Source organism: Streptosporangium sp. NPDC002607, from assembly GCF_053592655.1.
Genome location: NZ_JBSFWD010000010.1, coordinates 84,546 through 108,636, shown reverse-complemented (window position 1 = coordinate 108,636; position 24,091 = coordinate 84,546). Strand labels below are relative to the sequence as shown.

General features: G+C 63.7%; 26 protein-coding genes and 1 tRNA gene. 17 read left to right on the top strand and 10 right to left on the bottom strand.

What is annotated here, in order from left to right; all coding sequences use genetic code 11:
• A complete protein-coding gene (locus ACWD3H_RS14640; RefSeq protein WP_451955310.1) occupies positions 1-1,542 on the bottom strand; it encodes an ATP-binding protein in 1,542 nt (513 codons plus the stop codon).
• A 785-nt stretch (positions 1,543-2,327) separates the two neighbouring features.
• Here ACWD3H_RS14640 and ACWD3H_RS14635 point away from each other — a divergent pair.
• Both ACWD3H_RS14635 and ACWD3H_RS14630 read left to right on the top strand, forming a co-directional pair.
• Positions 2,328-3,254, top strand: coding sequence for a hypothetical protein (locus ACWD3H_RS14635; RefSeq protein WP_451955309.1), 927 nt, complete (start codon positions 2,328-2,330; stop codon positions 3,252-3,254).
• A gap of 145 nt (positions 3,255-3,399) precedes the next feature.
• Positions 3,400-3,528 (top strand): hypothetical protein, encoded by a 129-nt coding sequence (locus ACWD3H_RS14630; RefSeq protein WP_451955308.1) that lies wholly within the window; start codon positions 3,400-3,402, stop codon positions 3,526-3,528.
• A gap of 154 nt (positions 3,529-3,682) precedes the next feature.
• Here the strand turns inward: ACWD3H_RS14630 and ACWD3H_RS14625 are convergent, their stop codons facing one another.
• Entirely contained in the window at positions 3,683-5,581 is a 1,899-nt protein-coding gene (locus ACWD3H_RS14625; RefSeq protein ID WP_451955307.1) for a DUF2075 domain-containing protein, read from the bottom strand.
• 162 nt (positions 5,582-5,743) lie between these two features.
• On the opposite strand from ACWD3H_RS14625, the gene ACWD3H_RS14620 reads away from it, so the two are divergent.
• Positions 5,744-6,100, top strand: coding sequence for a nucleotide pyrophosphohydrolase (locus ACWD3H_RS14620; RefSeq protein ID WP_451955306.1), 357 nt, complete (start codon positions 5,744-5,746; stop codon positions 6,098-6,100).
• On the opposite strand, the gene ACWD3H_RS14615 is transcribed toward ACWD3H_RS14620, so the two are convergent.
• Positions 6,068-6,418: a hypothetical protein gene (locus tag ACWD3H_RS14615; RefSeq protein WP_451955305.1), complete on the bottom strand. Its 351-nt coding sequence runs from the start codon at positions 6,416-6,418 to the stop codon at positions 6,068-6,070. The two genes, ACWD3H_RS14620 and ACWD3H_RS14615, sit on opposite strands and share 33 nt — an antisense overlap.
• 525 nt (positions 6,419-6,943) lie before the next feature.
• Here ACWD3H_RS14615 and ACWD3H_RS14610 point away from each other — a divergent pair.
• Both ACWD3H_RS14610 and ACWD3H_RS14605 read left to right on the top strand, forming a co-directional pair.
• Positions 6,944-8,404, top strand: coding sequence for a pentapeptide repeat-containing protein (locus ACWD3H_RS14610; RefSeq protein ID WP_451955304.1), 1,461 nt, complete (start codon positions 6,944-6,946; stop codon positions 8,402-8,404).
• Between the two features lie 791 nt (positions 8,405-9,195).
• Complete coding sequence (locus ACWD3H_RS14605; protein ID WP_451955303.1) at positions 9,196-10,125, top strand: restriction endonuclease; 930 nt, start codon at positions 9,196-9,198, stop codon at positions 10,123-10,125.
• A 642-nt stretch (positions 10,126-10,767) separates the two neighbouring features.
• On the opposite strand, the gene ACWD3H_RS14600 is transcribed toward ACWD3H_RS14605, so the two are convergent.
• Positions 10,768-11,163, bottom strand: coding sequence for a winged helix-turn-helix domain-containing protein (locus ACWD3H_RS14600; protein ID WP_451955302.1), 396 nt, complete (start codon positions 11,161-11,163; stop codon positions 10,768-10,770).
• A 183-nt stretch (positions 11,164-11,346) separates the two neighbouring features.
• Between ACWD3H_RS14600 and ACWD3H_RS14595 the strand changes: the two genes are divergently transcribed.
• Complete coding sequence (locus ACWD3H_RS14595) at positions 11,347-11,706, top strand: hypothetical protein (protein ID WP_451955301.1); 360 nt, start codon at positions 11,347-11,349, stop codon at positions 11,704-11,706.
• Positions 11,707-12,182: 476 nt separating this feature from the next.
• The gene (locus ACWD3H_RS14590) at positions 12,183-12,731 is read left to right on the top strand and encodes a hypothetical protein (RefSeq protein WP_451955300.1); all 549 of its coding nucleotides are present in this window, start codon (positions 12,183-12,185) and stop codon (positions 12,729-12,731) included.
• Here the strand turns inward: ACWD3H_RS14590 and ACWD3H_RS14585 are convergent.
• The 3 genes from ACWD3H_RS14585 to ACWD3H_RS14575 all read right to left on the bottom strand — a co-directional run bounded on the left by ACWD3H_RS14585 (position 12,667) and on the right by ACWD3H_RS14575 (position 14,939).
• Positions 12,667-13,260, bottom strand: a complete 594-nt coding sequence (locus ACWD3H_RS14585; RefSeq protein WP_451955299.1) for a guanylate kinase — start codon at positions 13,258-13,260, stop codon at positions 12,667-12,669. The genes ACWD3H_RS14590 and ACWD3H_RS14585 overlap by 65 nt on opposite strands.
• The gene (locus ACWD3H_RS14580; RefSeq protein ID WP_451955298.1) at positions 13,257-14,009 is read right to left on the bottom strand and encodes an AAA family ATPase; all 753 of its coding nucleotides are present in this window, start codon (positions 14,007-14,009) and stop codon (positions 13,257-13,259) included. The genes ACWD3H_RS14585 and ACWD3H_RS14580 overlap by 4 nt, the downstream gene beginning before the upstream one ends.
• A 564-nt stretch (positions 14,010-14,573) precedes the next feature.
• A complete protein-coding gene (locus tag ACWD3H_RS14575) occupies positions 14,574-14,939 on the bottom strand; it encodes a winged helix-turn-helix domain-containing protein (protein WP_451955297.1) in 366 nt (121 codons plus the stop codon).
• Positions 14,940-15,104: 165 nt separating this feature from the next.
• Here ACWD3H_RS14575 and ACWD3H_RS14570 point away from each other — a divergent pair, with 165 nt between their 5' ends.
• From ACWD3H_RS14570 to ACWD3H_RS14530, 9 genes are all read left to right on the top strand, one after another.
• Positions 15,105-15,458, top strand: a complete 354-nt coding sequence (locus tag ACWD3H_RS14570) for an SCO3933 family regulatory protein (RefSeq protein WP_451955296.1) — start codon at positions 15,105-15,107, stop codon at positions 15,456-15,458.
• Complete coding sequence (locus tag ACWD3H_RS14565) at positions 15,455-16,831, top strand: FtsK/SpoIIIE domain-containing protein (protein WP_451955295.1); 1,377 nt, start codon at positions 15,455-15,457, stop codon at positions 16,829-16,831. Before ACWD3H_RS14570 ends, ACWD3H_RS14565 begins: the two co-directional genes overlap by 4 nt.
• A 28-nt stretch (positions 16,832-16,859) precedes the next feature.
• Positions 16,860-17,561, top strand: a complete 702-nt coding sequence (locus tag ACWD3H_RS14560; protein WP_451955294.1) for a DUF2637 domain-containing protein — start codon at positions 16,860-16,862, stop codon at positions 17,559-17,561.
• 18 nt (positions 17,562-17,579) lie between these two features.
• The gene (locus ACWD3H_RS14555; protein WP_451955293.1) at positions 17,580-17,936 is read left to right on the top strand and encodes a hypothetical protein; all 357 of its coding nucleotides are present in this window, start codon (positions 17,580-17,582) and stop codon (positions 17,934-17,936) included.
• A gap of 17 nt (positions 17,937-17,953) precedes the next feature.
• Positions 17,954-18,127 carry a hypothetical protein gene (locus ACWD3H_RS14550; RefSeq protein ID WP_451955292.1) on the top strand — a complete coding sequence of 58 codons (174 nt, stop codon included), beginning with the start codon at positions 17,954-17,956 and terminating at the stop codon, positions 18,125-18,127.
• Complete coding sequence (locus ACWD3H_RS14545; RefSeq protein ID WP_451955291.1) at positions 18,124-18,252, top strand: hypothetical protein; 129 nt, start codon at positions 18,124-18,126, stop codon at positions 18,250-18,252. The genes ACWD3H_RS14550 and ACWD3H_RS14545 overlap by 4 nt, the downstream gene beginning before the upstream one ends.
• A gap of 105 nt (positions 18,253-18,357) precedes the next feature.
• Positions 18,358-19,746: a replication initiator gene (locus ACWD3H_RS14540; protein WP_451955290.1), complete on the top strand. Its 1,389-nt coding sequence runs from the start codon at positions 18,358-18,360 to the stop codon at positions 19,744-19,746.
• The gene (locus tag ACWD3H_RS14535) at positions 19,733-19,927 is read left to right on the top strand and encodes a helix-turn-helix transcriptional regulator (RefSeq protein WP_326645039.1); all 195 of its coding nucleotides are present in this window, start codon (positions 19,733-19,735) and stop codon (positions 19,925-19,927) included. Before ACWD3H_RS14540 ends, ACWD3H_RS14535 begins: the two co-directional genes overlap by 14 nt.
• Positions 19,924-21,291 (top strand): tyrosine-type recombinase/integrase, encoded by a 1,368-nt coding sequence (locus ACWD3H_RS14530; RefSeq protein WP_451955289.1) that lies wholly within the window; start codon positions 19,924-19,926, stop codon positions 21,289-21,291. The genes ACWD3H_RS14535 and ACWD3H_RS14530 overlap by 4 nt, the downstream gene beginning before the upstream one ends.
• A gap of 44 nt (positions 21,292-21,335) precedes the next feature.
• On the opposite strand, the gene ACWD3H_RS14525 is transcribed toward ACWD3H_RS14530, so the two are convergent.
• Positions 21,336-21,812 carry an NUDIX hydrolase gene (locus tag ACWD3H_RS14525; RefSeq protein WP_451955288.1) on the bottom strand — a complete coding sequence of 159 codons (477 nt, stop codon included), beginning with the start codon at positions 21,810-21,812 and terminating at the stop codon, positions 21,336-21,338.
• Between the two features lie 133 nt (positions 21,813-21,945).
• Between ACWD3H_RS14525 and ACWD3H_RS14520 the strand changes: the two genes are divergently transcribed.
• Positions 21,946-22,569: a hypothetical protein gene (locus tag ACWD3H_RS14520; RefSeq protein WP_451955287.1), complete on the top strand. Its 624-nt coding sequence runs from the start codon at positions 21,946-21,948 to the stop codon at positions 22,567-22,569.
• Between the two features lie 96 nt (positions 22,570-22,665).
• On the opposite strand, the gene ACWD3H_RS14515 is transcribed toward ACWD3H_RS14520, so the two are convergent.
• Together ACWD3H_RS14515 and ACWD3H_RS14510 are read right to left on the bottom strand one after the other, a co-directional pair.
• Entirely contained in the window at positions 22,666-23,319 is a 654-nt protein-coding gene (locus ACWD3H_RS14515) for an HAD family hydrolase (RefSeq protein ID WP_451955286.1), read from the bottom strand.
• 249 nt (positions 23,320-23,568) lie between these two features.
• Positions 23,569-23,641 (bottom strand) — tRNA-Arg (locus ACWD3H_RS14510).
• Positions 23,642-24,091: the final 450 nt, after the last annotated feature.

Here is a 24,091-nt window from a genome sequence, read left to right as displayed (position 1 = left end):
TCAGTTCTCCTTGGACGTCTCTGACTCGACGATCTCCTGAACGAGACCGGGATACTTGCTGAAGGGCTCTGCCTTCGCGAGCGCCTTCATCAGAACAAGTCGTGTTTCGGGATCGGCGGGCAGCCCGGTCAGCATCGAGCGGAACAGGGCCAGAATCTCTTCGATGTCCGGAGCCTGCTCGGTCACGGTCTCCTCTGCTTCGGCAGAGGTGGCGATTTCCTGAGCGACGAGACTCACAGGAAACGTGGTTTCGATCATTCGGAGCACGCCTTCGATGGCGTTCCCGCCGGGGCCGGAGATCGCGGCGGCCACCAGTGGGTGACTGCGGTTCACGGTGTACTCCGAGGTCCCGAGCCGACGCACCCGCTGCCAGACCACCTGAAGATCTCTCTGCTCGCGAGAGCCCGGGGTCGGTGTCCCGCGGTGGGTGAAGACCCGTTCGGAGCGTGCACGGAGATCCTTCGCGATCTCCACGATGCGCGCCTCCAGAACGGACGGCGGACGAACGGTGGACTTTCTGACGTCCACCTCCCACGAGAGGTCGGCACCGGGGGAGATCTCGACCGACAGCCTGGCCAGCCTGGTGGGCTGGGAGTTGTGCATACCTGACAGTCCGAGCCAGCCTCCGGCCACCACCAGGCGGTCTCCTCGGTACACGTAGAACCCCTGGCGGGCCAACATCCCACCGGGGCCGGAAGCCAGGGCGGCGTCCTGCTTGGTCAGGCGTGAGGGGTGAGGGAGGACCACGGGATTCAGTCGAACCCTGTGGCCGTGGTGGTCAAGGTCTTCCACACCCCGGTCCTGGGTGGCCGGATGCCTTCGAAGATACGGATCCATGGCGGTCAGCTGGCGGCCGCCGACGTGAAGCTCCAGCCGGCCACGTTCGATGAACCGGTGGAACAGCAGCGACAGTTCCCTGCCTGCCTCGTTGATGCGACGGGGGAGGGAGGGGCCCTCTCCGAGCTTGTCGGTGTTCCTCCACAGGACCAACGTCCCCTGGCCGGTGAACTCCAGCCGGTCGGCGATCTTCCGCGCCTCGTCGTCGAGTTCGGTGATGACTCGCCACTGACGGTGAAGGGTCACGTGGTCGATGTCCCAGGTGCGTGTCGACAGGATGCCACTGGCATCTCTGGTGAGGACTGTCAGTTTCCTGGCCTGGGAGAGAGAGGCTGTCTTCAGTCCCAGACCGAACCGGCCCAGATCTCCGGCTGCCCGCTCGGCATTGGGATTCCGGGCGAAGCGCATGGCCGTACGGAGTTCTTCCTCGCTCATGCCGCGACCGTCGTCCATTACGGCGACCCAGGCAGAGCCCCGGTCCGAGGAGTATGTCGTCCGAACGGTTCGCGCTCCTGCGGCGATGCTGTTGTCGACCAGGTCTGCGAGCGCTGTCGGCAGGTCATAGCCGAAGGCACGCAGCGACTCGATGAGATCTTCGGCGCACGGGTCGAGGAGTTCCCCGTCTGGCTCAGATGACGTCATCCTTCGCTCTGGTCCTCCTCGCACGCTCACCACTAACAAGAGGCTAGGCGAGAGTACTGGCATTTAACGGCCTGTCGCCTTTGGTGATCAGACCGTTACTTTTCGGTTAGGTCTTCTGGGCGCAGCTAAAGGTCACGGGAACATGTGCGATTTCCCGCCGGCCGGCTTAGACAGGAACGTGAACGGCTCTCTGGAAATGGCCGGATGTCCAACCGGGCAGGTGGCGAGACGCGGACTCCCGATTCGATCCGAGAGGCGGCATGTGGTGCATGCGTGTGATGACGTTCCCCTGACCAGTCGATTCTTGCCCTCGCGCGTGCCTACGCCCACGGATGGAAAAATTGCGAGGAGAAAGCTGGCGATCTGTACTTTTTGTTCTATTTGCGGAGCCCTGTGTGTTATGAGCTAGCCTCGGGGTCAGGTGTTGGGTGCGAACATCCGATTCGTGCAGTTCGTAGCTCGCGCATCCTGTCATGGCAGTTTTGTCGTTCCTGGGACGTTGGACTCCTGCGACGCTGTGGTCGAACCGGATCGGCTCGAGATGCTCGGCTGCGAGTTGCTCTAGACGCGGAGACTCCCACTCTTCGGTGTGAGTACCTTCCTGAAGGCCGTCAGAAAATTCGACCGATCGGCACAGGTGAGCTTGATCCAGTTTGACGGACAGTTGCGATGCAGGGTTCGTCGCAGGAGGAGCCGCGATGGTCTGATGCCACACCGGTCAGGCATGGTTGTGATGTGTTGTCTGCGGTAAGGTAATGATCACCTTGCTGCGGCTCATCAGCCTTACCCGCTTACCGCCGCAGCGCCTGCTTCGCTTCTCCGGAAGCGCAAAGTAAGGAGTCTGCTCAATGAGCAAGACTGCATACATCTACGTTCCCCGTAACTCGATCACCAACTTCACGATCGGGATTGACAACGGCATCTGGGGATGGCACTCGGCCACCCTAGACAAGGCAGGCGGCCGAGAGATCGTCGCCTCCCTTGAGATAGGCGACTACCTCCTGTTTGGGCATCGCGGTCCCAACAGCCGCGTCGCCGCGAACGGATGGCGCGACGCGCACCTGCAGCGGGTCGTTGTCGGTCAGATCACCCGGCCATTGTACACCGACGCTTCACAGGTCTGGCCTGATGGCGTCTATCCGGAGCGGGTGGACGTCGACATTCTCAGCGATGACACCGACGTGACCGGAGCCATGCTGGCGGCCGACGCCATGGAAGCACTCCGGATGTCGGCCAACAAACAGGGAACCGCTGTTCTCAGCAGTTCGGACGCTGTGCTGGCACTCGCGGCAACGCGTCAGGAGACCGACCCGCAGGATGCCTCGAAGCCCGGTGAGCCATTGACGATCGACGGCTCCACAGACGTGGTCAGGATAATGCTCGGCCGGCGGGAACAGCACAAGCTACGCGGCGCGAAGTTCGGTAAGCGGACCCTGCTGACCTGCGCGTTGTGTGGGCGCACTCTGCCCCGACCATTAGTGCGCCTGGCACATATCAAGCTTCGCTCGCGCGCCACCTACACCGAGCGGCTGGACCTGAACAATGTGATGGTCGCCTGCCTGGCAGGTTGCGACGCCCTGTTCGAGTGCGGCTACGTCTACGTCGACAGCGAGGGGTTCATCCGCTCGTCGGTTCCGGAGAGCGACCTGTCGGACGTGGGGAAGCTCACCCGCGAGCTGGCCGGTCGGCGATGTGTCGAGCACAACGCCGACAGCGACAAGTACTTCGCATTCCATCGGGCCGAGGCCGTCAAGGGGTTCCCCCCTCTCTCCTAGCTGGTTGTGCGGTAGTCGCCTGTACGGATCTGCCCCACGTCCCTGGTGGGGATTCCCCTGTCTTCGGTCGTCTGAGGGACCACCCATGCTTATGCCTTTGTCGCGTTGGCAACGCGCGTTCATCGTCGCCGTCCTTGTCCTACCGATGTTAGTGATCATCGTGCTGTCCTTGCCGGTGTGGCTCTGTCTGCCGTTCCGGCAGGCGGGACGGGCGTTCATCTTGGACCTGGTCCGGGAGTTCACGAAGTGGATCAAGGCGGCCAAAGGCGAGTAGAGCCGCAGAAGGCCATCGCGCGGTACCGCCTGAACCGCGCGAGGCCACAACATCCCGCTGTGCCGCTTGCGGACGACGGGAACGAGCCTCTCGACCAGCGAGCTATGAGGCTCGTGTACGGTGCGTCACTCAGCGAGGACGACTCCAGCGGTCGTTACTCCGGTAGGACGGGCACGCCGAGTCTGGCGAACAGGCGGTTGGTGGTGAGGTCCTCGGAGTACAGGACGGCGCCGCGCATGCCGCGGGTGGCCAGGACCCGGTAGGTGTTGCGCACGAGCTGGTGGAAGCGGGGGGCACCGTTGACTGCGTCGTCCTCGTTGGCTCTGCGGTCGGATCTCCAGCCCTGTTCGGTCCAGGTCAGGTCTTTTCCGAAGATGACGCCCGCGTAGTCGTATTCGAATCCTTGGGCTGTGTAGATGCAGCCGACCTGGCCGAAGCCGGCCGGGTCGGTGGCCCACAGGCTGGAGGGGGGAACACCGTTGACCGTACGGTCGGCCTTGGAGTTCCAGGGGCGGTGCCAGTCGTCGATCTTGATGTCGTTGACCAGGGCGCCGTTGGGCTGGGGTTCGCTCCAGGGCCAGCAGAAGCCGGCTGCGATGCGAGCGGTGTGTCCCTGGGTCAGCCTGGTCCGCAGGAAGTTCTCCATCACGGCGGGGGTGCGGGCCACGTACAGCTCGAACGTGTCCAGCGGCAGCCACCGCTGCGGACCCTGCTGCGAGCCCAGGCCCAGAAGGTTCTCGATCCAGGTGACGTATTCGGGGCAGCCGCCGCAGCGGAACTGGTGACGCAGGTCGATCTGGTGGACCTTCACTCCCATCGCCGTGGCGGTGTCGTGGATGAGTTGGACGGAGCCCACCTCGCCGCGGCGGACCAGCTGGTGTTCGTCCAGCAGGAACACCGGGACCTGTGCGGCGTTGATCAGCTCCTGCACCTGGGGTGGTGCCTGTCGGTTGTCGTCGTACCCGTTGCGGGTGTCGCGTTTGCGGGAGGTCTCGCGCAGCCGATGGGCCTCATCGCACAGCAGGACGTCCAGGTCGTTGGTGGTGGCGTGGGTGTAGCTGTTGAAGTAGGAGAAACTGCGCCGTGCCCGTTGGTCGACCTTCTGGACGTTGTCACGCAGGGTCTGGGTGAAGGATTTGCTGCCGGTGGCGTGCACGGCGCGCACACCGTGGCGGTTCAGGGCGCCCAACAGCTCGACGGCGATCACGCTCTTGCCGGTGCCGGGACCGCCCACGATCACGACGGCCTCCTTGGGGGCGCCCTGTTTGCTTCTGGTGACCGCGCCTCGCACGTAGTCGTAGGCTTCCCGCTGCTCATCCAGCAGCGGGAAGACCGACCGGCGGCAGACGCTCTCGCTGACCACCGCCATCAGGCCTCCGGTCGGCAGCACCGGAGCCTCCAGGAGCTCCTGGGTGTAGTGGCCCGCCTTCTCGGGGGCCAGGGCGGTGCGAAGAGCGCGTTTGAACTGCTCGCGGTGATCCTTGCCGTACATCCGCGCATAGATGGGATCGCACTGCAGGCCCATGGCGGAGGGCCGGATCGTCGCCAGGGTCTCACCGGTGGCGTTGTGCATGTTGACAATGCAGGAGACCTCGGCCGACTGCTTCAGCAGGGGGATGTAGTCGATCAGGACCTGGCGGTAGTCCCAGACCTGCCTGACCGGATGCAGCCGCGGGTTGCTGCTGGGTGCCCCGGGAGCGTGCACCATCTGCGAGCCCGGATCCGGCCGCACCCACTCCCACTGCTTGTTCTCCAGCACGACCACCGACATCCGTCCTTTGCCCGGATGGGACCCGACCAGCACCAGGTCCATGCGCACGTCGGTGATCGGAATCTTGAACTCCACCAGCACCTGCACCTCGGCCAAGCCCGCCTCCAGCAGCAACTCGACGACCGTCGGGATGCTGTTGCGCCAGGATTCGACCTCCCTGTCGTCCAACCTGCCGCCGATCAGTTCATCGAAGCTCCGCCTGAGCTCCCTGATGAGATGCCCTGCGGAGATGACGTTGGCGAGGTCACCGGCGGTTGCCCGGTACAGACAGCGTGAGGCCACGAAAGCCGCTCCTTCACAAAGTGGCGCCATCCAGACGGAGGTGATGCGTGGTGTGAGACGTACCGTAACGCTGTCTACCGACAATTGTCGGTTTACGTCATCTCCTGTTGCGGGTATCGATTGCGAGTTCTAATGACGGCAGGGGCAGTAAAGTCGGCACCTGTGGCGACAGAACTTGAGGAACTCGCTGGGCGTCTTCGCAGGTTCGGTGCGGAGCGTGAATGGGAGAAGTTCCATACCCCGAAGAATCTGGCGATGGCCTTGGCCGGCGAAGCAGGAGAGCTGCTGGCTGAGTTCCAGTGGTTGACTCCCGAGGAGTCCCGGCGCCCAGACCCTGAGACCCTGGGCCGGATCCGTGGAGAGCTGGCTGATGTGCTGAACTACCTCGTGCAACTCGCGGACGCCCTTGAGGTCGACCTGATGGAAGCCGCCTACGACAAGATCGACGTATCCGAACGACGGTACGCCTCTGACGTATACCGAGGTTCAGCGCGCAGGGCACCCCCACTGTCCTCCTGAAATAAATCTATAATTCAAGTAATGGAGTTGGTCGGAGTTAAAAATGCGAAAAAAGGCGCAGGTGTGAGCCAATTTATCTCTGATGGGATTCCGGAAATTATCCTCCTGAGTGGCTGTGGGTCGCCCAAAGCATCTTGAATAAAAACCCAGCAGGCCGACGTCCGGCTTACGGATGCCTTCGAGCCCGGAGAGGGCGTAGGCGTCGACGGCCTCGGCCAGCCCAGTCCGCTGGGTCTTGCCGAGTTGATTGTCCGCCGTTCCGTTGGTGACGACGGCCACCTTCCAGCCGAATGCGCGGAGCTGGAACAGCCCGTCCATCACCTCGAGACGGCAGCGAACGAGTTACGACATGCGCTGGCGGTAGCGGCTCCGCAAGGACAAAGTGTTCCCGCACCTTGGTGAAGAAGATCTCTCGATAGGGATACCCAGCCTGGTCCAATGCTGTAAGCCAGTCGATTGTCGCGGGGCCGGGGTCGTGTTCGTCAGTGAACTCCCTTGCCCGGAGCTGGAATGCCTTATCTAGGTTGATGAGCGTGTTGTTCAGGTCAAACAGGACAAGGCGCTGCAGGCCGTCACCTTATCTGCGGGCCAGCGTGCCACCTCGTCTGAGCGGCGCGAACCCCGGGTAATTCGGTGACAAGCCGACCCGTAGCGCAGGGCCGCCAGGCCCGAGCACGGAAGCGGCGCGCCAGACCGAGACTCACGGAAGAGGCGGCAGCAACGTGTCACAGGAGCCGTCGGCGTGTGACCATGCGTCAGAGCTGGATGCCAGGGTCGGCGACCGAAGAGGTTATAGATCGAGGCCCGATGATTCTCCGGACCAGATGAGTCCACAATGTACTCATGGCTGAGCGTTGGGACGAGACGTGGCACAGACTGCTTATGTGGACATCTGGCCAGGCTCCATCGGAGCGCCTAGCCGCACAGGTGATGCTGCATGAAGGCTTTGAAAGACTCGATCCCAGTCATCCACTAGGTGGTCCCGACGGCACGATGGACGCTTCCATGCAGCGCGGGGGCGAGAAGTGGATCATGGCCGTCTATTTCCCGCGCGGTCAGCGGCCATTCGCAAAAATAAAAAGTAAATTCAAGTCAGATATTGCTGGAGCACTGAAGAATGGTGCATGCGGCGTGGCTTTTGTAACGAATCAAGAGCTGACGTTGTCGGAACGTCAAGATTTGCTCGACAACACACAGGTGCCATGCGAGATCTACCATATCGAGCGACTGATAGCAATCCTCGACCAACCATCCATGGAAAGAGTCAGGGCTCAGTTTCTTGGAATTGGCAACATCGAAAATGTCGCGCAGTCCAGGTCGGCGGCTACTCTATATCTCCAGGCTATTCCTCTTCTCGCCAATAACGACGTACAAGTACGTTCAGGGGCCTTGGAAATGCTGGAACAAGTCGGCGAGAACTCGACCGTCATGAGGCGCAACGTCATCTCCACACTGTGCCGCTACCTGAGAAATGATAGCCGACGGCGAGACGTGGATGACGCGCACATCCTGGCACAAGGCATTATCGCTCGCCACATCACCTGGCCTGACCGAAAGCATAGGCAAGAACCGCCCCCCGCCTTCTGGGAGGGTATGAAGATCGACCTGCAAGAGGCGCTGCTGAAGAACCTCGATTTGAGCCATGCACACGTCACGTCGGCGAGCTTCAAGAACGCGGAGTTCATCGGTGACACATGGCTGAGTGACAGTTTTATCGAAGAAGATGTGTCCTTTGACGGCGCACAGCTTAACGGCGACTTCTACTTCTCGGGAAGCGAAATACACGGAGCCGCCTCCTTCTCAGGCGCATCATTTCGCGGTGCATCCTATTTCGGCAGGTCCGTTTTCACGTACGACGCACACTATATAGATTGCCGCTTCGTCAAGCATGCCAGCTTCGTGTCCTGCGACTTTCGCGGCGCACTGTCGTTCCATGGCTCGTCGTTTCTGTGTTCCGCCGACTTCACCTCTTTGAAGGTGGCCTGGGATGCGATATTCGCGCACGTGGATTTTAAGGACACAACCTTCGAATTGGCGGAGTTTGGCGACCTCGTCAAATTCTCGGATGTGCGGGCCCCTGAGGAGGACCTTAATCTTAGCGGGGCCAGGGTCGCGGTAAAGTTACTGACGAATATCTGGCCCAAGGGCTGGCAGGAACTTCCAGAAGGCGGTGGGATGGCCTCGGTCGTACGGATCCCTGAAGGGCACGAGCGGGAGTTCATCGCCTTGCAGAAGAAGCTACGAATTAAGCATATGCTCGACAAGGATGGTCAGGCCGGCGCGACCGCCGACGGCTATGCCTGATCGCCAGCATGCCCCTCTCATCATTGCCGCTCGGTAACCTAGTGCGACGTTTCTTAAAGCATGTAGGTAAAACGGCGTCGGCATCGGCGTTGACGAGGGCGTGGAGCTGGACGGCCCCAGGCCCACGGGGGCACGGGCGTTGAGCTGGGCGGTTGCCACGGCGGTGGCGTAAGCGATCTCTTCGGGATCGGCGGCGCTGCCTTGATCTCCTCGAACCCCATCCGGGACCGCTGATCCTGCCTGGACCGGTACTGGCGGAAGTCTGCTGGCTGCTGGAGTCACGGATAGGACCGGCCGCAGAGGCCGACTTCCTTCAGTCCATCGTGGACGGTGAGTTGGCCATGGAGCCACATTCGCGGTCTCATCGACGGTGTCGGTGAAACCGATCACGTTAGAACATCGAGATCTGATCCGCCATGACGACTGACCTGCGGTGATCTCCTAGAAGGCACTCTGAGCTGGGCTTTTAGCGTTCACTGGTTCTCGTTGTTTCGCATTGCTTCTCGCGCCCATGTGCCCTGGATGTGCCCTGCCCTCGTAGAACTGGGTGACCTCCGACCCGTGACGTGGTCACCTGCGAAGACAGCTCGATCTCGCCGATGATCAGCGGTTACGCCTGCGAACGTCCCACATCACTTCTCACTGATTCCGATGCCCCACAGAATAGCGTACGAAACGGATATCCCAATCGGTTCGACCCATGTAAGATCGGTAGCCTTCAGTAAAGGGGAGGGTGCGTGACTGGGAGCCACAATGCCGTCTGGCAGGCTTTGTTTGCGACTCTTGACGCTATGCCTGACAACAGTAGCAGCGCCGATAAGCAGCGTCGGGGCAACCAGTTCGAGAAAGTGCTCTACATGATGTTCGCAGCGGCTGGCATGCAGCCGAGAACCCGATACAGGCCGACAGGAGAAGAGATCGACGGCTCTTTTCTTCATCATGGCAGGCCAATGCTGCTTGAAGCCAAGTGGACCAGAGACCCCGTTCCCGCATCGACGCTCTACCAATTCCGCGGCAAAGTCGACGGGAAGTTGATCGGAACGCTTGGGGTGTTCATTAGCATGGCTGGGTACTCAAATGATGCAGTCGATGCTCTTGTGGCGGGCAAGACCTTGAATCTAATCCTGTTCGATGGCAGCGACATGCGTAAGGTAGCCCGGCCTAACGGAGTCGGAATCGAGAAAGCGCTCGACTTCAAGCTCCGGGCAGCTGCAGAAGAAGGAACACCTTACGTTCCTTTGCCAGATCCAGCCGCCCAAACTCTGACATCACAAAAGCTGATTGTTATCGTTGAAGGCCACTATGATGCGCGTATCATTTCCATTCTGGCGCGTAAGTATTACGCCGAAAAAATGATCTCGGTTATTCCCGCGATGGGGCGACTCAATCTTCCGCTTGTAGCGCAAGTGCAGCTCAATCAGTTTCCCGAAGCCAAAGAGATAGTGATCATCGCTGATGGCGACGGTATGCCAGCAGAGGTCCGACTCGATCTGGAACGAGCTATTTCCCCTGCCGTCACTACCCAAGGACCAAGGATTACACTCGTTATCCTTGAACCAGATCTTGAAACTGCCCTCGGACTTATTCTGCCGGGAGAGCGTCGGCGCCCAGAGCCGCCGAAGGTTGCTGAGCGACTCCTAGAACTCGATCTATGGCGGCTCGCTGAGTCCAATCCAGAGCTTGCGCGGTTGTTTCACGCACTGAAATTACTGGAAGATTGAGCGGGCATGGTTGGATGCGTAAGTCCGTAGAGGGCTTCGGGGTGGCAGTAGACAAGGTGGGACATGCGCTTGCGGTGCTGACTCCACAGGGCGTCTACCGAATCCGGCGGCCCGAAGTACTCGCGGACCCTGGTGAAGAACACTTCACAATACGGATGAACTGACCGGTCCAGCTCGATCAACTACTCCACCGTTTCATCCCCGAGATCACACTTTTCGGCGAACTCTGCAACCCACCTTCGGGACGCCTGGTCTGGGTCGATGAGGGTGTTGCCCAGGTCGAAGAGCGCAAGCCGTTGCACAACCGCACATCCTATGGGGCCTAGTCTCTGGCACCAGCGGGGTGCGCATGCCAGCCCTGGTCGCGCGGTGGGCCGGGGTGAGGAACGAGCCCTGGACCTTCGATCGCCCTTAACCTCGTGCGGTGGCCAGCCACAGCGCGATCGGAACCTTTATCGGTGTGATGGCCCACCCCTAGCTTAGCCAGGACGGCGGGAACTTGCTGGGAAGCCGTACGACCAGGGGGATGTTCTCGGCATGCCGTAGTCGAGAGATCTCCGTGACGGTGTCCGGCGGGACAGGTGACAGGTGGCCAGCGCCCAGTTGGCATGACGAGGACCATAGGGAGCGACTCTCGCTGTCTTATTGGCGGCTTCTGCTGGCCCTCGGGTGCGCGGGGCGGTGCGTGCCCGGACCGGCCGAAGAGCCGCAGCCGGGCACGCTTGCCGCCCGGCGCGCCCGGCGGACCGCGCAGCGGGCCGCCTTTAAAGCCGTGGAGAAAGTTCTCATTCGGCTGTTCCTGACGGTGTAGACCAGGCCCTCGGCGATGAGGGCGTTGATCACCTTGCGGGCGGTGCGTCGAGCGATCCCGAACTCTTCCGCCATGCGGGGTTCGCCCGGGATGGGATAGCCGGGCTTGTAGTCGCCGGCCTGGATGCGGCGGCGGATCTCGTTGAGGACCTGCTCTGACTTGGGCTGATCAGGCCGGAAGTGGATCACACGAAAAACAATAGGAAGCGACCGGTAGCCCCAGGTCAAGAGACGTTACGGTGCGTACCGGCCGTGATGGGTAGGAAAAAGTGTTGAGGGGTAGGCAGGGGTGATGATGCCTGCCTATGCTGTGCGCGTAGTCGTCGATGAGGTCCCTGAGGTGCGTGGGCTTCGACTCGGCCGTCTGTACCCGATGCTCTCGACCTTGGGAACGTGATGAGACACGACGCGATGACCAGTACAGCAGAGGGGCGGGAGGTGACCGCGCTCTCCCCGGGCGACGTGACGCTGACCGCTGCCGAGGAACTCCGGGACACTCTGAGCCATCACGGGATCGTGGCCGATGTGCATGACGGGTACGGGTTGGCGCTCGTGTCGGTCTGGGTGGATCTGATCGTGTGGTGTCGCGGGGATCAGTTCTGGTGGCGTACCGGCTGGAACCCTCGCCAGCGTCGTCCCGTCTACGCCCGTCACCCGCTGGCCGAACCGGAGCGGGCCGCGTACCGCGTTGCCCTGCGGTATGCGGAGTTGCGGCAGTCTCACCCGCTACCGGAGCCGGAGCCTGCATCGAGGGCGGGGTATCCGTTGTGACGGCGCCTGACCGACGTGCGGGATCGCTGGTGTGGCCGCCTCGTTCGCCTGGGGTGGTTGTCGGGGGGTTGGTACGGCCTGCGCAGCATCTTCGCCTCGGGGATTGGTTGGCCTTCGAGCGCGATGACGACCAGCCGTTTCGGATCACTCCGGTCCGAGGTGACGACTACGAGCGCGAACCTCGCGGGGTCGATCTCGTGTGGGGGCACGTCACCGAACTGGAGCGCTTGGGCGGCGGCGGCCGTTGGTGGAGACCGCCGACGTTCCTACTGTCGGTGTCCTGCTCGTTTTGCCGCGATGGCTCCATCATCACCACCTTGTTCAACCAGTCCCCCGTGCTGCTGTGGCCCAGGCGCGCACAGCGGGGCGGGGTGCTCCCTTGAACGGGCGTGACGGCGTTGGCTCTGGGAGGGGTGGCGCCGTCACGCCTCACCACACCGCCCCCGGCTCAAACGGAACGGAAACGAGGACGCGCGATGCCCGGACGGAGTGCTGACCGGTTTCTGGCCTGGCCGCTGCCCGCGGTGGCCGGTGGGCCGGTGATCGAGGGGTGGCGGACTGAAAAAAGTGGCTGGGGCGTCTTCGCCGCGCACCGCGACCCCGACCGCGTACTGACCGAACAGGAGATGCTCGCCGGGCTCACCGGGCATCTGGTCGCCGAAACGGCCGAGGAACTCCTCCAGCTGGCCGACGAACAGCGCCGCATCGAGGCCCGGCTGAACGAGACACCGCCGGTGTGCCCGTACTGCGGGCGCGGTCAGGGAGACGCGCCGCTGATCGTGACAATGAACGAGTCGGTCACCGCTGAGCAATGCGCCCGCAGCTACGCCACCGAGACGGACTGCCCTCACGATGACGTGGAGTGGACCCGGCCGAACCCTCTGCCCGATGGCGCTCGCTGTCGACAGTGCGACACCTGGTGGCGGCTCGATCTGATCCCGGCGGAGGTGGAGGCTCGCCTCAAGGGCGGCACTCCTGCGGCTGAGGACAACCGGCCCACCGAAGTCGATCGTAGGCACCCATGATCTCGCGGGCTGCGGCGTCGGCTCCCAGACGGTCGGTGTGCAGACGCAGATGAAAGAATCCGGCGTCGGTGCTCGTCTCCAGGTCGGTGAGAGTCTCATCCCACGCGGTCAGCCGCTTGGGGGTGTCGACGTCGCCGCGGCTTCGGGATCGCTGTTCGGTGACCTCTCGCGGCACCCACAACAAGACGCGCAGCCAGGAATCCGGAGTTCGGCCGATTAGGCGGCGCAGGTCGTCGAGGTTGCCCATGTGCACGACGGGGACGTAGCCGGCGGCGTGGCGGTCTTCGATGCTCTGGCGGTCGATGGCGTAGACGTTGCCGTAGCGGCGGGTCTCAGCGATCAGTCGGCCCGCCTGGCGGAGCTTGTCCAGGTGCTCGGCACTGATGAACTCGTAGCCGTCGGCTCGGCCGGTGCCGACCTTGAGTTTGGGCAGCAACGTGAACCGTGCGTCCAAGCGGGTGAGGGCTGCGGTGATGGTGTCCTTGCCGCTGGCGGGCGGCCCGTAGATGACGACTCCCTGCGGGCTCACGTGAGAATCCGTTTGAGGGCTTCGCGGGTCTGGTCGGCAAGGCTGATCGCGGCGCCGAGTCGGTTGTCGATGGTGACGTGTGCGGTGGGCGGGCTGGCCTCGACGTTCAAGCCTGCGGCGTACTCGGTCCAGTTGCTCAGCTTCCACGCATCTCGGGCGGCTCCGCGGAACTCGATGTACTCGCGCATCGACTCGGGGTCGCAGCGGACCCAGATCGCCGCGACATCGATTCCCTTGGCCGCGCACCGGTTCTCCAGGCGGGCGAACCATGCCTCGTCCTTGAGTTCGGTGATGAACGGGGCCGCCAGGATGGCCGAGGTGCCGACGTTGAGGTTGTCCCACGCGGTCTCCATCAGGCACCGGTACTCCAGGGGGCGGACCTCCTTGAGATACAGGTCGGTGTGGCGGTCGTTGGGGTCGCCACCGAGAGAGACGAGGAGCCGCTCCACGATGGAGCGGGTCAGGGAGTCCTTGTCCAGGAACGCCCATCCGGTGATGTCGGACAGGAAGCGGGAGAACTCCGTCTTGCCCGATCCGGCGTACCCGCCGACCAGGGTAAGGATAGGGCGGGGGTTGCCTGCGCCGTGGCGTCGGCGCCAGGCATCGACCACCCGGCTACGAAGCAGTCCCGGCGGGGAGTCGCTGGACTCGATGCCGCCGACGGAGACCTTGGTGAACGTCTCCTCGATGACCTGGGCGGCGGCGTTGTCGGCTGCGGGATCGGCGGGCGTAGGCAAATCGGAAATCACGATTTCCGCTTTCTGTGATTCACCGGGCAGAGGGGGACGAAACCCTAGTTCGGGTTCGGTGGCCTCATAGAGCAGGCAGTAAGCGCGCCGGTAATGCGGTCCGGGGAACACGCTTCCTTGCTCATGTCCCCACAGCGTTTGGAAGTTCGCGGCGGGCACGGTCAGACCGTGGCGGCCTGCGGCCTGGCGGAGCCGTTCGCCTGCGGCCTCCAGCGTGAGGCCGTGGGCTTCGCGGTGTTCGCGCAGGCGAGAGGGGTTCCAGCCGGGTCGCTGGGTCGTCTTCAGGTGCATACTTTCGCCTTCACGCTTCGGGGAGGTGGCGCGGTGTGCGGTCGTGCATATGAAAACGCTTGTGTAAATGGCGTTGAGTGGAACTGAAGAAGCTTAACTAGATCGGTGTGATACCGGAAACCCACAGCTCACGGTGAACTTAAGCCATGCCGAAAAGCGCAACGCACCGCAGAGCAAGGGAGGAACCGGTGAACGTCGACCCACAGCGGATCATCTGGGAATTGACCGCGATTCGCTCAGAGCTGGACGAGTTGGCATGCCGGATCGGTGAGATCACTTCGGCTTTGCGAAGACTGCCGCCTCCAGAGCGGCGAGTCGATCACCCAGCTCCTTGACGCTCTGGCGCGTCTGGGCAAGCTGGTCCAGGATCTCGGCGTTCACATCCGGCGCCTCAGGCCTGGAGGTCTCGGCGAGGGGTTGGCGGACGAACACGCCCTTGCCCTGCTGACCGATCACCAGTCCCTCGGTGCGCAGCACGCTGATCGCGGCCTTGACCACGCTGGCGGAGACGTCGAAGCGCTCGCCCAACTGGGCGATGGAGGGCAGCGCCGTACCGGGCGGGAGTGAGCCGGTGCGGATCTGGCCGCGCAGCTCGTCGACGATCTGCAAGTAGGCCGGCTGGCCGGTCCTCTCTACCATCCGCGCTCGCCCCGCTTCATATCCCTCTACTTCCCTCTACTTCGCTGCACTCAGTTCAGCACACCCCCGCAAGGAAGCCAACCAAGCCGCCGAAGAACTCATTGACAACTTAGAATTCCAAGTGTTCCATGTCTTCCAAGTATTCCAGCTAACAAAGGAACGATCATGCGCGCCATCCCCATCCCCGTCGACGTCACCAAGCTTCAGATCACCTGCGTCAAGGCCGCCAAGCCCCGCCTCGTCAGCAAGGACACCGGCGAGATCAAGCGCGACAAGGACGGCAATGTCATGTACGAACTCACCTTCCTGTTCGAGGACGAGCTTGGCCGGATGGAGCTGGTCAAGGTCAGCACCACCCCGGAGCCGCAGATCACCCCCGGTGAGGAGGTCGTCCCGGTCGGCCTGGTCGGCTACGTGTGGGAGCAGGGCGGACGCTGGGGCATCGCCTACCGGGCCGCCTCCTTCCGCCCTGTCGGTGCCTCCCTGTCCACCTCCGCCGGAATGGGGGCGGACCTGTGATCACCCTCGACCACCCCCTGTTCAAGGTCCTCGCCGTCGTGCTCGTGCTGCTGGCCTGGCGGCGCTGGGCTCCGACCTCCTACTGGTACGCCCTGGTCTTCCCCCGTAAAGCCGTCTGGCTGCGCTGGTCCTGGCGTCACGTCGCCTCCGGCTGTGGGCTGACCAAGAAGCGGCACCGCTGGTGGTTCACCACCGTCCCCGGCCTGGTCGCCTCGACCGGCATCGTGCAGGTCAAGCGGCGCTTCCAGCGGGTCGCCGTCGACACCAAACCGTGGATGGGCCTGCCCCGTCCCGTACGGCACGGCTTCCGCATCACCTTCCACCTCCTCGACGGCCAGGTGCCCGACGACTACGCCAAGGTCTGCGAACGACTCGCGCACGCCTGGCGCATCGAGGCCGTTCGCGTCGTCGCCTCCCGGCCTGGCCGCGTCACCCTCCAAGGCATCACCCAAGACCCGTTAACCCACGTCGCCCCCGCCTCCCCACCTGCCGAACCGCGCGACGGCTGGCGGGCCGAGGACCTGCTCCGCCCCATCGTCGGAGTACTGGAGACGGGCGCGGCCTGGCGCATGGACCTGCGGCTGATCCCGCACTGGATGAACGCCGGTGCCACCCAGTCTGGCAAGTCCAACCTGATCAACGCGCTCATCGTCGGCCTGGCCCCGCAACCGGTCGCCCTGGTCGGCTTCGACCTCAAAGGCGGCGTGGAACTGTCGGCCTACGCCGCCCGGTTGACCGCGCTGGCCACCACCCGTGCCGAGTGCCTCGACCTGCTCGGTGACCTGATCGCGGTGATGGGCGCGAGGATGCTGGCCTGTCGCCGCTACGGGGTCCGCGACATCTGGCAACTCCCCGACGCCTCCCGACCAATCCCGGTCGTGGTCCTGGTCGACGAACTCGCAGAGTTGTACCTGACCGCCGACAAGGCCGAGAAGGATCAGGTCACCCGTACCGCTACCGCGCTGCTGCGCATCGCCCAGCTCGGACGCGCGTTCGGCATCCACCTGATCCTGTCCGGCCAACGGATCGGCTCCGACCTCGGTCCCGGCGTGACCGCGCTGCGTGCCCAAATCGGCGGACGGGTCTGCCACCGGGTCAACGATCCAGAAACCGCCGTGATGACGCTCGGCGACCTCGACCCCGACGCGCTGGTTGCCGCCCGGTCCATCGCGCCGGAACTGCCCGGCGTGGCCGTGATCACCGGTTCTGACGGCCGGTGGTACCGGGCGCGGTCCGGCTACGTCTCCACCACCGCCGCAGAACACGCCGCGGACACCTACGCCGAGATGGCGCCCTCATGGAACCAGGTCGCCGCCTCCGGCCTCGGCCACGAACTGCCCAGCGTCGACGACATCCCCGAACTCATCGCCTGACCTCCGCAATTCGGAAGGGAGAACCACCGTGACCGCGACCGCGCCCCCTCTGGCCGTACGGCTGGCCGACTCCGCACCGGTGCTGATCCTCGCCGCGATCGCCGGGGCCGGCAGCTTCACCCACATCCGCGACACCGCCACCGAACACGGCCAGTCCGGGTGGATGGCCTGGGCCGTGGCCGTCTGCGTCGACCTCACCTGTGTCATGGCCGCCCGAGAACGACAGCGCGACAAGAAGAACGGACGCATACGACAGGGCTGGATCTCCTGGCCGACCCTCGTCCTCATCGGCGGAATCACCCTGTCCCTGGCCGCGAACCTCGCCCAAGCCCACCCATCGGCCTGGGGGTGGATCACCGCCGCGACCCCGGCAGGGGCGTTCCTGATCGCGGTCTCCATGCTGGAACGGCGCTCCTCCGCCCCTCGTTCCGAACCGTCCCCGGCACCCGTTCCCGTTCCGGACGCCGTACCGCAACCCCCGGCCGAACCTGCCGCGCTCGCACCGTCGCCCGCTCCCGCCGTACCGACTCAGAACCGTACCGAGAACGGCCAGAACGGCGCAGCGCCAACGAGTGAGCTCCTCGACTACGCGCGTCGCGTCGCCGACGAACACCACGCCCGGCACGGCAAACCCATCACCCGCGACGCCCTGCGCACCCGACTTGGGGTGTCCAGTCAGCTCGCCTCCGACCTGCTGCGCAACCTGCGCGACAGCCCCACCCCCGCCTGAACACGAAGGAGAACCCCCATGCCCGACACCACTGCCCGCGCGGCTCTCATCAAGGGACTGCGCGAACTGGCCACCTTCCTGGAGGCCAACCGCACCGTCCCCGTCCCCTCGTTCGCCGGACTCACCTACTTCGCCGAAGGGACCGACCTCGACATCCGCGCCGAGATCGACGCCATCGCCGCTCTCCTCGGCATCGAGGCAGACCCCGGTGACTCCGAGCATGCCCACTACCGGGCCTGTCGCACCTTCGGGCCGGTCGAGTACACGGCCGTCGGCATCTTCGCCGCCGCTCGGTCTCGCCACCGGGCCAACACCTCCTATGAGGGGTGCATCACCCCCGACCCCGGTTCCACCCCCTCGTCCCGTACCGCCTGACCAGAAAAGAGACCCCCATGCGCATCCGCATCGACGGCACCTACGCCGAAATCGTCCACTCCGTCAACAAGATCCGAACCATCCTCCCCATCGGCTCGGTCTCCCCGGTTCTGCCGCTACAGCGGCCCCACACCTGGCGTGTGTTCCTCGATACCGCGCCCAAGCGCACCGAAAGCAGGTGGATCACGTGATTGACGCCTCAGACTCCCCGCTCGTCGACATCGTCCCCAAGCGCTGGCTGTGCTGCTGCGGCGGGACCGGCGTCGATGGCCACGGCCAGACCTGCGAGCACTGCGAGGGCCTCGGCTTCACCTGAGAGTCCTTGGCGCCCCCGGCGTGACCACACATCCGCCAAGACGTCCGTCACGTCGGGGGCCATCCCGCACCGAACCCCGAAAAGCCCGGAAGGGACACCCCCATCATGCCAAGCCCCCACGCGGTAGCCGGGATGATCACCCGGCTCCACGACCCTCAATACGCCCGCTGGGCCTCCCAGATCCGCCGGACCGGCGGCTGTCGACAGCCCATCCACCTGCGCGGCCACGTCCACCACCTCGACCCCACCACCGGCCGGCGCCTGCACAGCTACAGCACCGCGACCGAACCGGACGGCATCCTTCGCGTCCCCTGCAAGACCCGGCGCGCCTCCCGCTGCCCGGCCTGCGCCGAGACCTACCGGGCCGACACCTACCACCTCATCCGCGCGGGCCTCGTCGGAGGCAAAGGCGTCCCGGAGACGGTCAGCGCGCACCCCTGCCTGTTCGTCACCCTCACCGCTCCCTCCTTCGGCACTGTCCACACCCGCCGAGAGAAGAACGGCAAGATCCTGCCCTGTCACGCTCGGCGCGACGCGGCCACCTGCCCACACGGGCGCGTCATGTCCTGCACCGCTCGACACGGGGCCGACGAACAATGCCTCGGTGAACCACTGTGCCCGGACTGCTACGACTACGCGGGAAGCGTGCTGTTCAACGCCATGTCTCCGGAGTTGTGGCGGCGCTTCACCGAAGCTCTTCGCCGACGCCTCGCCAAGCTCGCCGGACTGACCCAGCGAGAACTACGCCAACAGGCCGTGATCTCCTTCGCCAAGGTCGCCGAGTACCAGCGGCGCGGCGTCGTCCACTTCCACGCGGTCATCCGCGTCGACGGCCCCGAGGGGCCGGCTACTCCTCCACCGGCCTGGGCGACGGCCGACCTGATGACCGACGCCGTACAACACGCCACCTCGGCCGTCGCGGTCACCGCCCCCGCGGTGCCTGGCGAACCCTCGCGGTCCTTCCAGTGGGGCGCCCAACTCGACGTTCGCGAGATCACCATGACCGGTGACTTCACCGAACAAGCCGTAGCCGCCTACATCGCCAAGTACGCCACCAAAGCCGCCGAATGCGTCGGCACCCTGGATCGGCGCATCAACCCCCTCGACGACCTGGACGCGCTCCCGATCCGAGACCACGCCCGACGGCTCATCGCCGAATGCCTGCGCCTGGGCGCCCTCGACGAACTGGCCGAACTCCGGCTCATCAAATGGGCGAACATGCTCGGCTTCCGCGGCCACTTCTCCACCAAGAGCCGCCGCTACTCCACCACCCTCGGCGACATCCGCCAGGAACGCACCGACTACATGCGCGGTGAGGCGATCAGCACCGGACGGCTTCCGCTCTTCGACGAGGACACCGTCCTCGTGATCGCCGAGTGGGAGTACGCCGGACAAGGTCTGTCGATCGGAGACGCTTTCCTCACTGCCGCACTGACGGGGAGACCCTTGCCCCTGCCTCCGGTGCTCGGGGAGGTGTGCGATGCCTCGGCCTGATGACCGACTCCTCACCGTGCCCGAAGTGCTCACCGTGCTGAACGGAATCTCCCGTCGCACCTTCTACCGGTGGCGGGAACTCGGCAAGGCACCGGTCTGCATCCAGTACCCCAATGACGAGCTGCGTGTCCGGCGCAGCGACCTCGAAGCGTGGCTCGACTCGCTGCGGGAGGCGTCGTGACCCTCACCTATGAAGTGCGCATCTGGGAAGTCCGCCGGAACCAGTCCAGCAAGGCGCCGTCCTTCGAAGCACGGTGGAAGGCTGGCACCAAGTCACGATCCAAGACCTTCCGGACCAAGGCGCTGGCCGAGAACTTCCTGTCCGACCTTCGCCAGGCGGCAAGGAAGGGGGAGGCGTTCGACGTCGCCACGGGATTGCCGCTCTCGATGCTGGCGGCCTCTGAGCCTTCGGGACCGTCTTTCATGCAGTTCGCGCAGTCGTACGTGGTCAGCCGGTGGCGCAGGACGGCTCCTCGAACTCGGGAAACTGAGGCGTACGCGCTGTTGTCACTGATCCCGGCGCTGGTGGCCGATGTTCCGGATCGACCGGAGGACGACGAGTTGCGGCAGGTGCTACGTAACCACGTGCTGCTTCCGGAAGACCGGCGGGAGACACTGACCCGTGTGCAGACCGTGGCGCTGCGCTGGCTGGAGAAGGCATCCCTCCCGCTGGGGGATCTCCAGGAGGCGCGTGTTGTCCGTATAGCGCTCGACGTCATCTCGGTCACTTTCGATGGCAAGGAAGCCGCAGCCAACACGGTACGGCGGAAGCGGGCCATCCTTCATCACCTTCTGGAGTTGGCGGTGGAACAGAAGGTGTTCACGACCAATCCACTGCATGAGATCAAGTGGAAGCCGCCCAAGGCCGTCAACGTCATCGACCCCCGCACGGTGATCAATCCGGCTCAGGCGAAGCAGCTCTTGGCCGCTGTGCCCAAAGTCGGCCGCACTCGGGGAGTTCGACTCAGAGCCCTATTCGCTTGCATCTACTACGCGGGTCTGCGGCCTGAGGAGGCTGCGGATCTTCGCCTGAAGAACTGCACTTTGCCCGAATCGGGATGGGGCCAGATCATCTTGGAGAGGGCGCGACCGCAGGCGAACAAGCGATGGACCAACTCGGGGGAGACTCACGAGTCGCGCAGCCTTAAGCATCGGGCGAAGAAGGAAACCAGGGAGATCCCCATCCCGCCTGTCCTGGTCGCCATCCTCCGTGAGCACATCGACGCCTACGGCACGGAGGACGACGGCCGGCTCTTCCGGACGACCAAGGGAGGTTCCTACTCCAGTTCGGCATGCTCCTACGTCTGGCAGGAAGCGCGGGCGCTCGTCTTCACCGATGAGCAGGTTAGGTCACCGCTCGCCGCTCGGCCCTACGATCTGCGGCACGCTGCCCTGTCCCTCTGGCTCAACGCGGGTGTCCCGGCTACTGAGGTAGCCAAACGAGCCGGGCACAGCGTGGAGGTCCTCCACCGGGTGTACGCCAAGTGCATGGAGGGCCAGCAGGAACGGATGAACGGAAAGATCGGCAACGCTCTCGGCGAATGATTCCCATAGATGCTCGCCTCCAGGCCCCGGCACAAGCCGGGGCCTCAACCTATGTACGGCTTGCCCGATCCTTCGAGGAAGTGGCCGATCCGCAGCCGCATTGAGCGGTCCATCGACAGTGAGCAAACCGCGTCCCGCGGCACCCAACGCACTTCCCGGGACTCGTCGCTCGGCGTCGGCTCCCCGTCGACGGCTCGGCCAGTGAGCATGATGGAGAACTCCTGCCGGGTCTCGCCGTCGCTGGTGTAGAGAATCACATGCTTGGGGTCGGTGTACGTCCCGACAAGGCCGGTGATCTCACACTTGATCCCCGTCTCCTCCAGCGTCTCGCGGATCGCGGCCTCGGGCAGGGACTCGCCCAGGTCGATCGCGCCGCCGGGCGCGGCCCAGTTGTCGTTGTCGCTGCGACGGATCATCAGGATCTCGCCCGCCTCGTTGGTGACTACGACGTTCACTGACGGAACCAGGTTGTTGGGCTTGGGCGCGGCGGGGTCGTCGTAGAAGTCGATCCGGAGGGCCATGGTCCGGACTCTACGTCACAACGCCTTCGGCTCAACCAATTACTCGTCGGATGCTTCTAGATACCGGTGGTTGTGTTGGAGAAGATGACGCCCATAAGCGTCAGACATGCTGAACTGACGTAGGGTCTGAGACATGCCTGCTGCGATGGCCACTCCTCTCCCGATGCCCGTTCCATCGGGGAATGGGTCTCCGCCTATTGATCTGTATACGCTGCTTGGTGCTGCCGATGACAGCTATTTCACCATTAAGCCGGTTGTCGAAATGCGTCATGAAGCTATCTATAGTTCGGCCATTATGGAAGTACGTCACTGGATCTCAACTTTTGAGTGGCTCAGGATGGTTCATCCGTTCGTCGACTCGGCACAGTATGCACGCGGGTCGATGAGCGACTCAACAACTGACTTGTTGACGAGGAGAAGTTTAGCGCGGCGCCGCAGTTCGTTTTCTGTGGTTTGGCCTGATCCGGGCATTCGTCGCCAGCTGTCTGTAGCCCCATATTTCAGTGCCCCAGGTGTAGTCGTGACACCGCAGGCTGGGTTCTCGGTCGCTTCACGCGCATTACGTCGCAGAGTAATAAGTGCTGCAGCATTTACGGTTACTTTGGCTGCATGCGCTGAGGCTGCCTTGACCTACAGGGATGTGGCGGAGGTCATCAACCTCGCCACTGGGATCGATCCATGGATGATCGCTCTGTTAGTTTCTTTTCTTGTGGGTGTCGCCTTCGATAAGCTCTATCCGGAAAAGGAGAGTGAATAGTCAGCATTTCCGGAGTGCCGTCTGTTGGAAGGGGTTTATTTATCTTCAATAAAGGCTTCTGTGGATTCTGTAGAGAATGCGAACATTTTTAGGAAATTATTCGCCGAGGATAAACAGCATGTCGATGGCGTGGATCACATCGATTGCCATGAGGCCTGGGGGGTGCTCACGGTTAGGCCAGATGTCGCGACTGACCCAAATCGTGCGCAGGCCAGCGGCTTGTCCACCACTGATATCTGAGACGGGGTGGTCACCAACCATCCAGCCTCCATTGGCGAGACTCGTTCCACAACGCTTAGCGGCAATCTCGAACAGGCCGACGTCGGGCTTGCGGATGCCCTCGATGCCTGAGAGTGCATAGCCGTCGACAAGGTCGGCCAGGCCTGTCCGCTGGAGCTTGCCGAGCTGATTGTCCGCTGTCCCGTTGGTGATGATCCCGACCCGCCATCCGGACGCGCGTAGCTCTGTCAATGCGGCTATGACCTCAGGACGACACTCGACAAGATGGGGCATCTGGCGGCGGTACGCGGCCCACAGCTCCGTTGCCGGAACCGATAGCTTGAACCGCTCGCGCACCTTGGTGAAGAACAGCTCGCGGTGGGGCAGGCCGTTACGATTCAGTTTGATCAGGTAGTCGATGGCCTTCCGGCTGAGTTGATGCTCTTCAGCGAACTCATGAGCCCACAGTAGGAAGGCGGCATCCAGGTCAATGAGTGTGTTGTCCAGGTCGAAGAGCGCCAATCGCTGCACGATGCCCGATCCTAGGCGGGCCGACTTCGCCGTGCAGACCCGTGCTCCGGCCGCTGGCTGGTGCTGTGGGATCAGTGACTGCGGCCCACCCGGAGGGGAGGTGACCTGCGGAATCGCTCCAAGATCTATCCCACACATATCCCACAGCCGCTGACATACGGCTGCCTACAGTGGCACACGGCTGCACAGAGCCGGGGAACAAGAAGAGGAACACGCCCAGCTCAAAGGCATGATCGCTGGTCGGAAGAGTGCCCCCGGCATGATTCGAACATGCGACACCCGCTTTAGGAGAGCGGTGCTCTATCCCCTGAGCTACGGAGGCAGGGGCTCCTAGTAAGAGTAGCGAAAGCGGCGAGTGGTTGCGCGCTTGGAGGGGGAGTTCGGGGCGGACTTCGGGTTATCGGTTCGCTGAGCTGAAGTAAAAGGGCGGCAAGTGGGCGGGTGTGCGAGGTTGGGCGGGGTTAGCGTCACGCTCCGTGATTGACAGGAGACGGAAGCGTATCCGTGGGCGTCGGGCGCTGCGGCCGGCGGTGCTGTGTGGCGCGATGCTGGCGCCCGCGCTTCTGGCCGGGGGGTTGCTGGTGGCTGAGCTCACGGGCTACGAGGCGGCCATCCGGATGGCCGACGCCGGTACGGGGCCCGAGGCGTCCGGGGAAGCGGGGGGCTTGGAGGGGCGCGGGGGGCGGCAGGGATCCCGGGAAGACGCCTGGAATGGTGCGATGTCCCGGGTGGGGGGCGGTGGTGATGAGGCGTCTCGGGTGGGAGCTGGGAG

What these genes read in the sequence shown, in the direction of transcription:
- ACWD3H_RS14520 (WP_451955287.1), top strand. Translation starts at nt 21,946, where the DNA reads ATGCCTGCTGCGATGGCCACTCCTCTCCCGATGCCCGTTCCATCGGGG.
- ACWD3H_RS14575 (WP_451955297.1), bottom strand. Translation starts at nt 14,939, where the DNA reads ATGGTAGAGAGGACCGGCCAGCCGGCCTACTTGCAGATCGTCGACGAG.
- ACWD3H_RS14595 (WP_451955301.1), top strand. Translation starts at nt 11,347, where the DNA reads ATGACCAGTACAGCAGAGGGGCGGGAGGTGACCGCGCTCTCCCCGGGC.
- ACWD3H_RS14540 (WP_451955290.1), top strand. Translation starts at nt 18,358, where the DNA reads ATGCCAAGCCCCCACGCGGTAGCCGGGATGATCACCCGGCTCCACGAC.
- ACWD3H_RS14555 (WP_451955293.1), top strand. Translation starts at nt 17,580, where the DNA reads ATGCCCGACACCACTGCCCGCGCGGCTCTCATCAAGGGACTGCGCGAA.
- ACWD3H_RS14550 (WP_451955292.1), top strand. Translation starts at nt 17,954, where the DNA reads ATGCGCATCCGCATCGACGGCACCTACGCCGAAATCGTCCACTCCGTC.
- ACWD3H_RS14590 (WP_451955300.1), top strand. Translation starts at nt 12,183, where the DNA reads ATGCCCGGACGGAGTGCTGACCGGTTTCTGGCCTGGCCGCTGCCCGCG.
- ACWD3H_RS14630 (WP_451955308.1), top strand. Translation starts at nt 3,400, where the DNA reads ATGTTAGTGATCATCGTGCTGTCCTTGCCGGTGTGGCTCTGTCTGCCG.
- ACWD3H_RS14610 (WP_451955304.1), top strand. Translation starts at nt 6,944, where the DNA reads ATGGCTGAGCGTTGGGACGAGACGTGGCACAGACTGCTTATGTGGACA.
- ACWD3H_RS14570 (WP_451955296.1), top strand. Translation starts at nt 15,105, where the DNA reads ATGCGCGCCATCCCCATCCCCGTCGACGTCACCAAGCTTCAGATCACC.
- ACWD3H_RS14605 (WP_451955303.1), top strand. Translation starts at nt 9,196, where the DNA reads ATGCCTGACAACAGTAGCAGCGCCGATAAGCAGCGTCGGGGCAACCAG.
- ACWD3H_RS14525 (WP_451955288.1), bottom strand. Translation starts at nt 21,812, where the DNA reads ATGGCCCTCCGGATCGACTTCTACGACGACCCCGCCGCGCCCAAGCCC.
- ACWD3H_RS14535 (WP_326645039.1), top strand. Translation starts at nt 19,733, where the DNA reads ATGCCTCGGCCTGATGACCGACTCCTCACCGTGCCCGAAGTGCTCACC.
- ACWD3H_RS14615 (WP_451955305.1), bottom strand. Translation starts at nt 6,418, where the DNA reads ATGGACGGGCTGTTCCAGCTCCGCGCATTCGGCTGGAAGGTGGCCGTC.
- ACWD3H_RS14640 (WP_451955310.1), bottom strand. Translation starts at nt 1,542, where the DNA reads ATGCCAGTACTCTCGCCTAGCCTCTTGTTAGTGGTGAGCGTGCGAGGA.
- ACWD3H_RS14635 (WP_451955309.1), top strand. Translation starts at nt 2,328, where the DNA reads ATGAGCAAGACTGCATACATCTACGTTCCCCGTAACTCGATCACCAAC.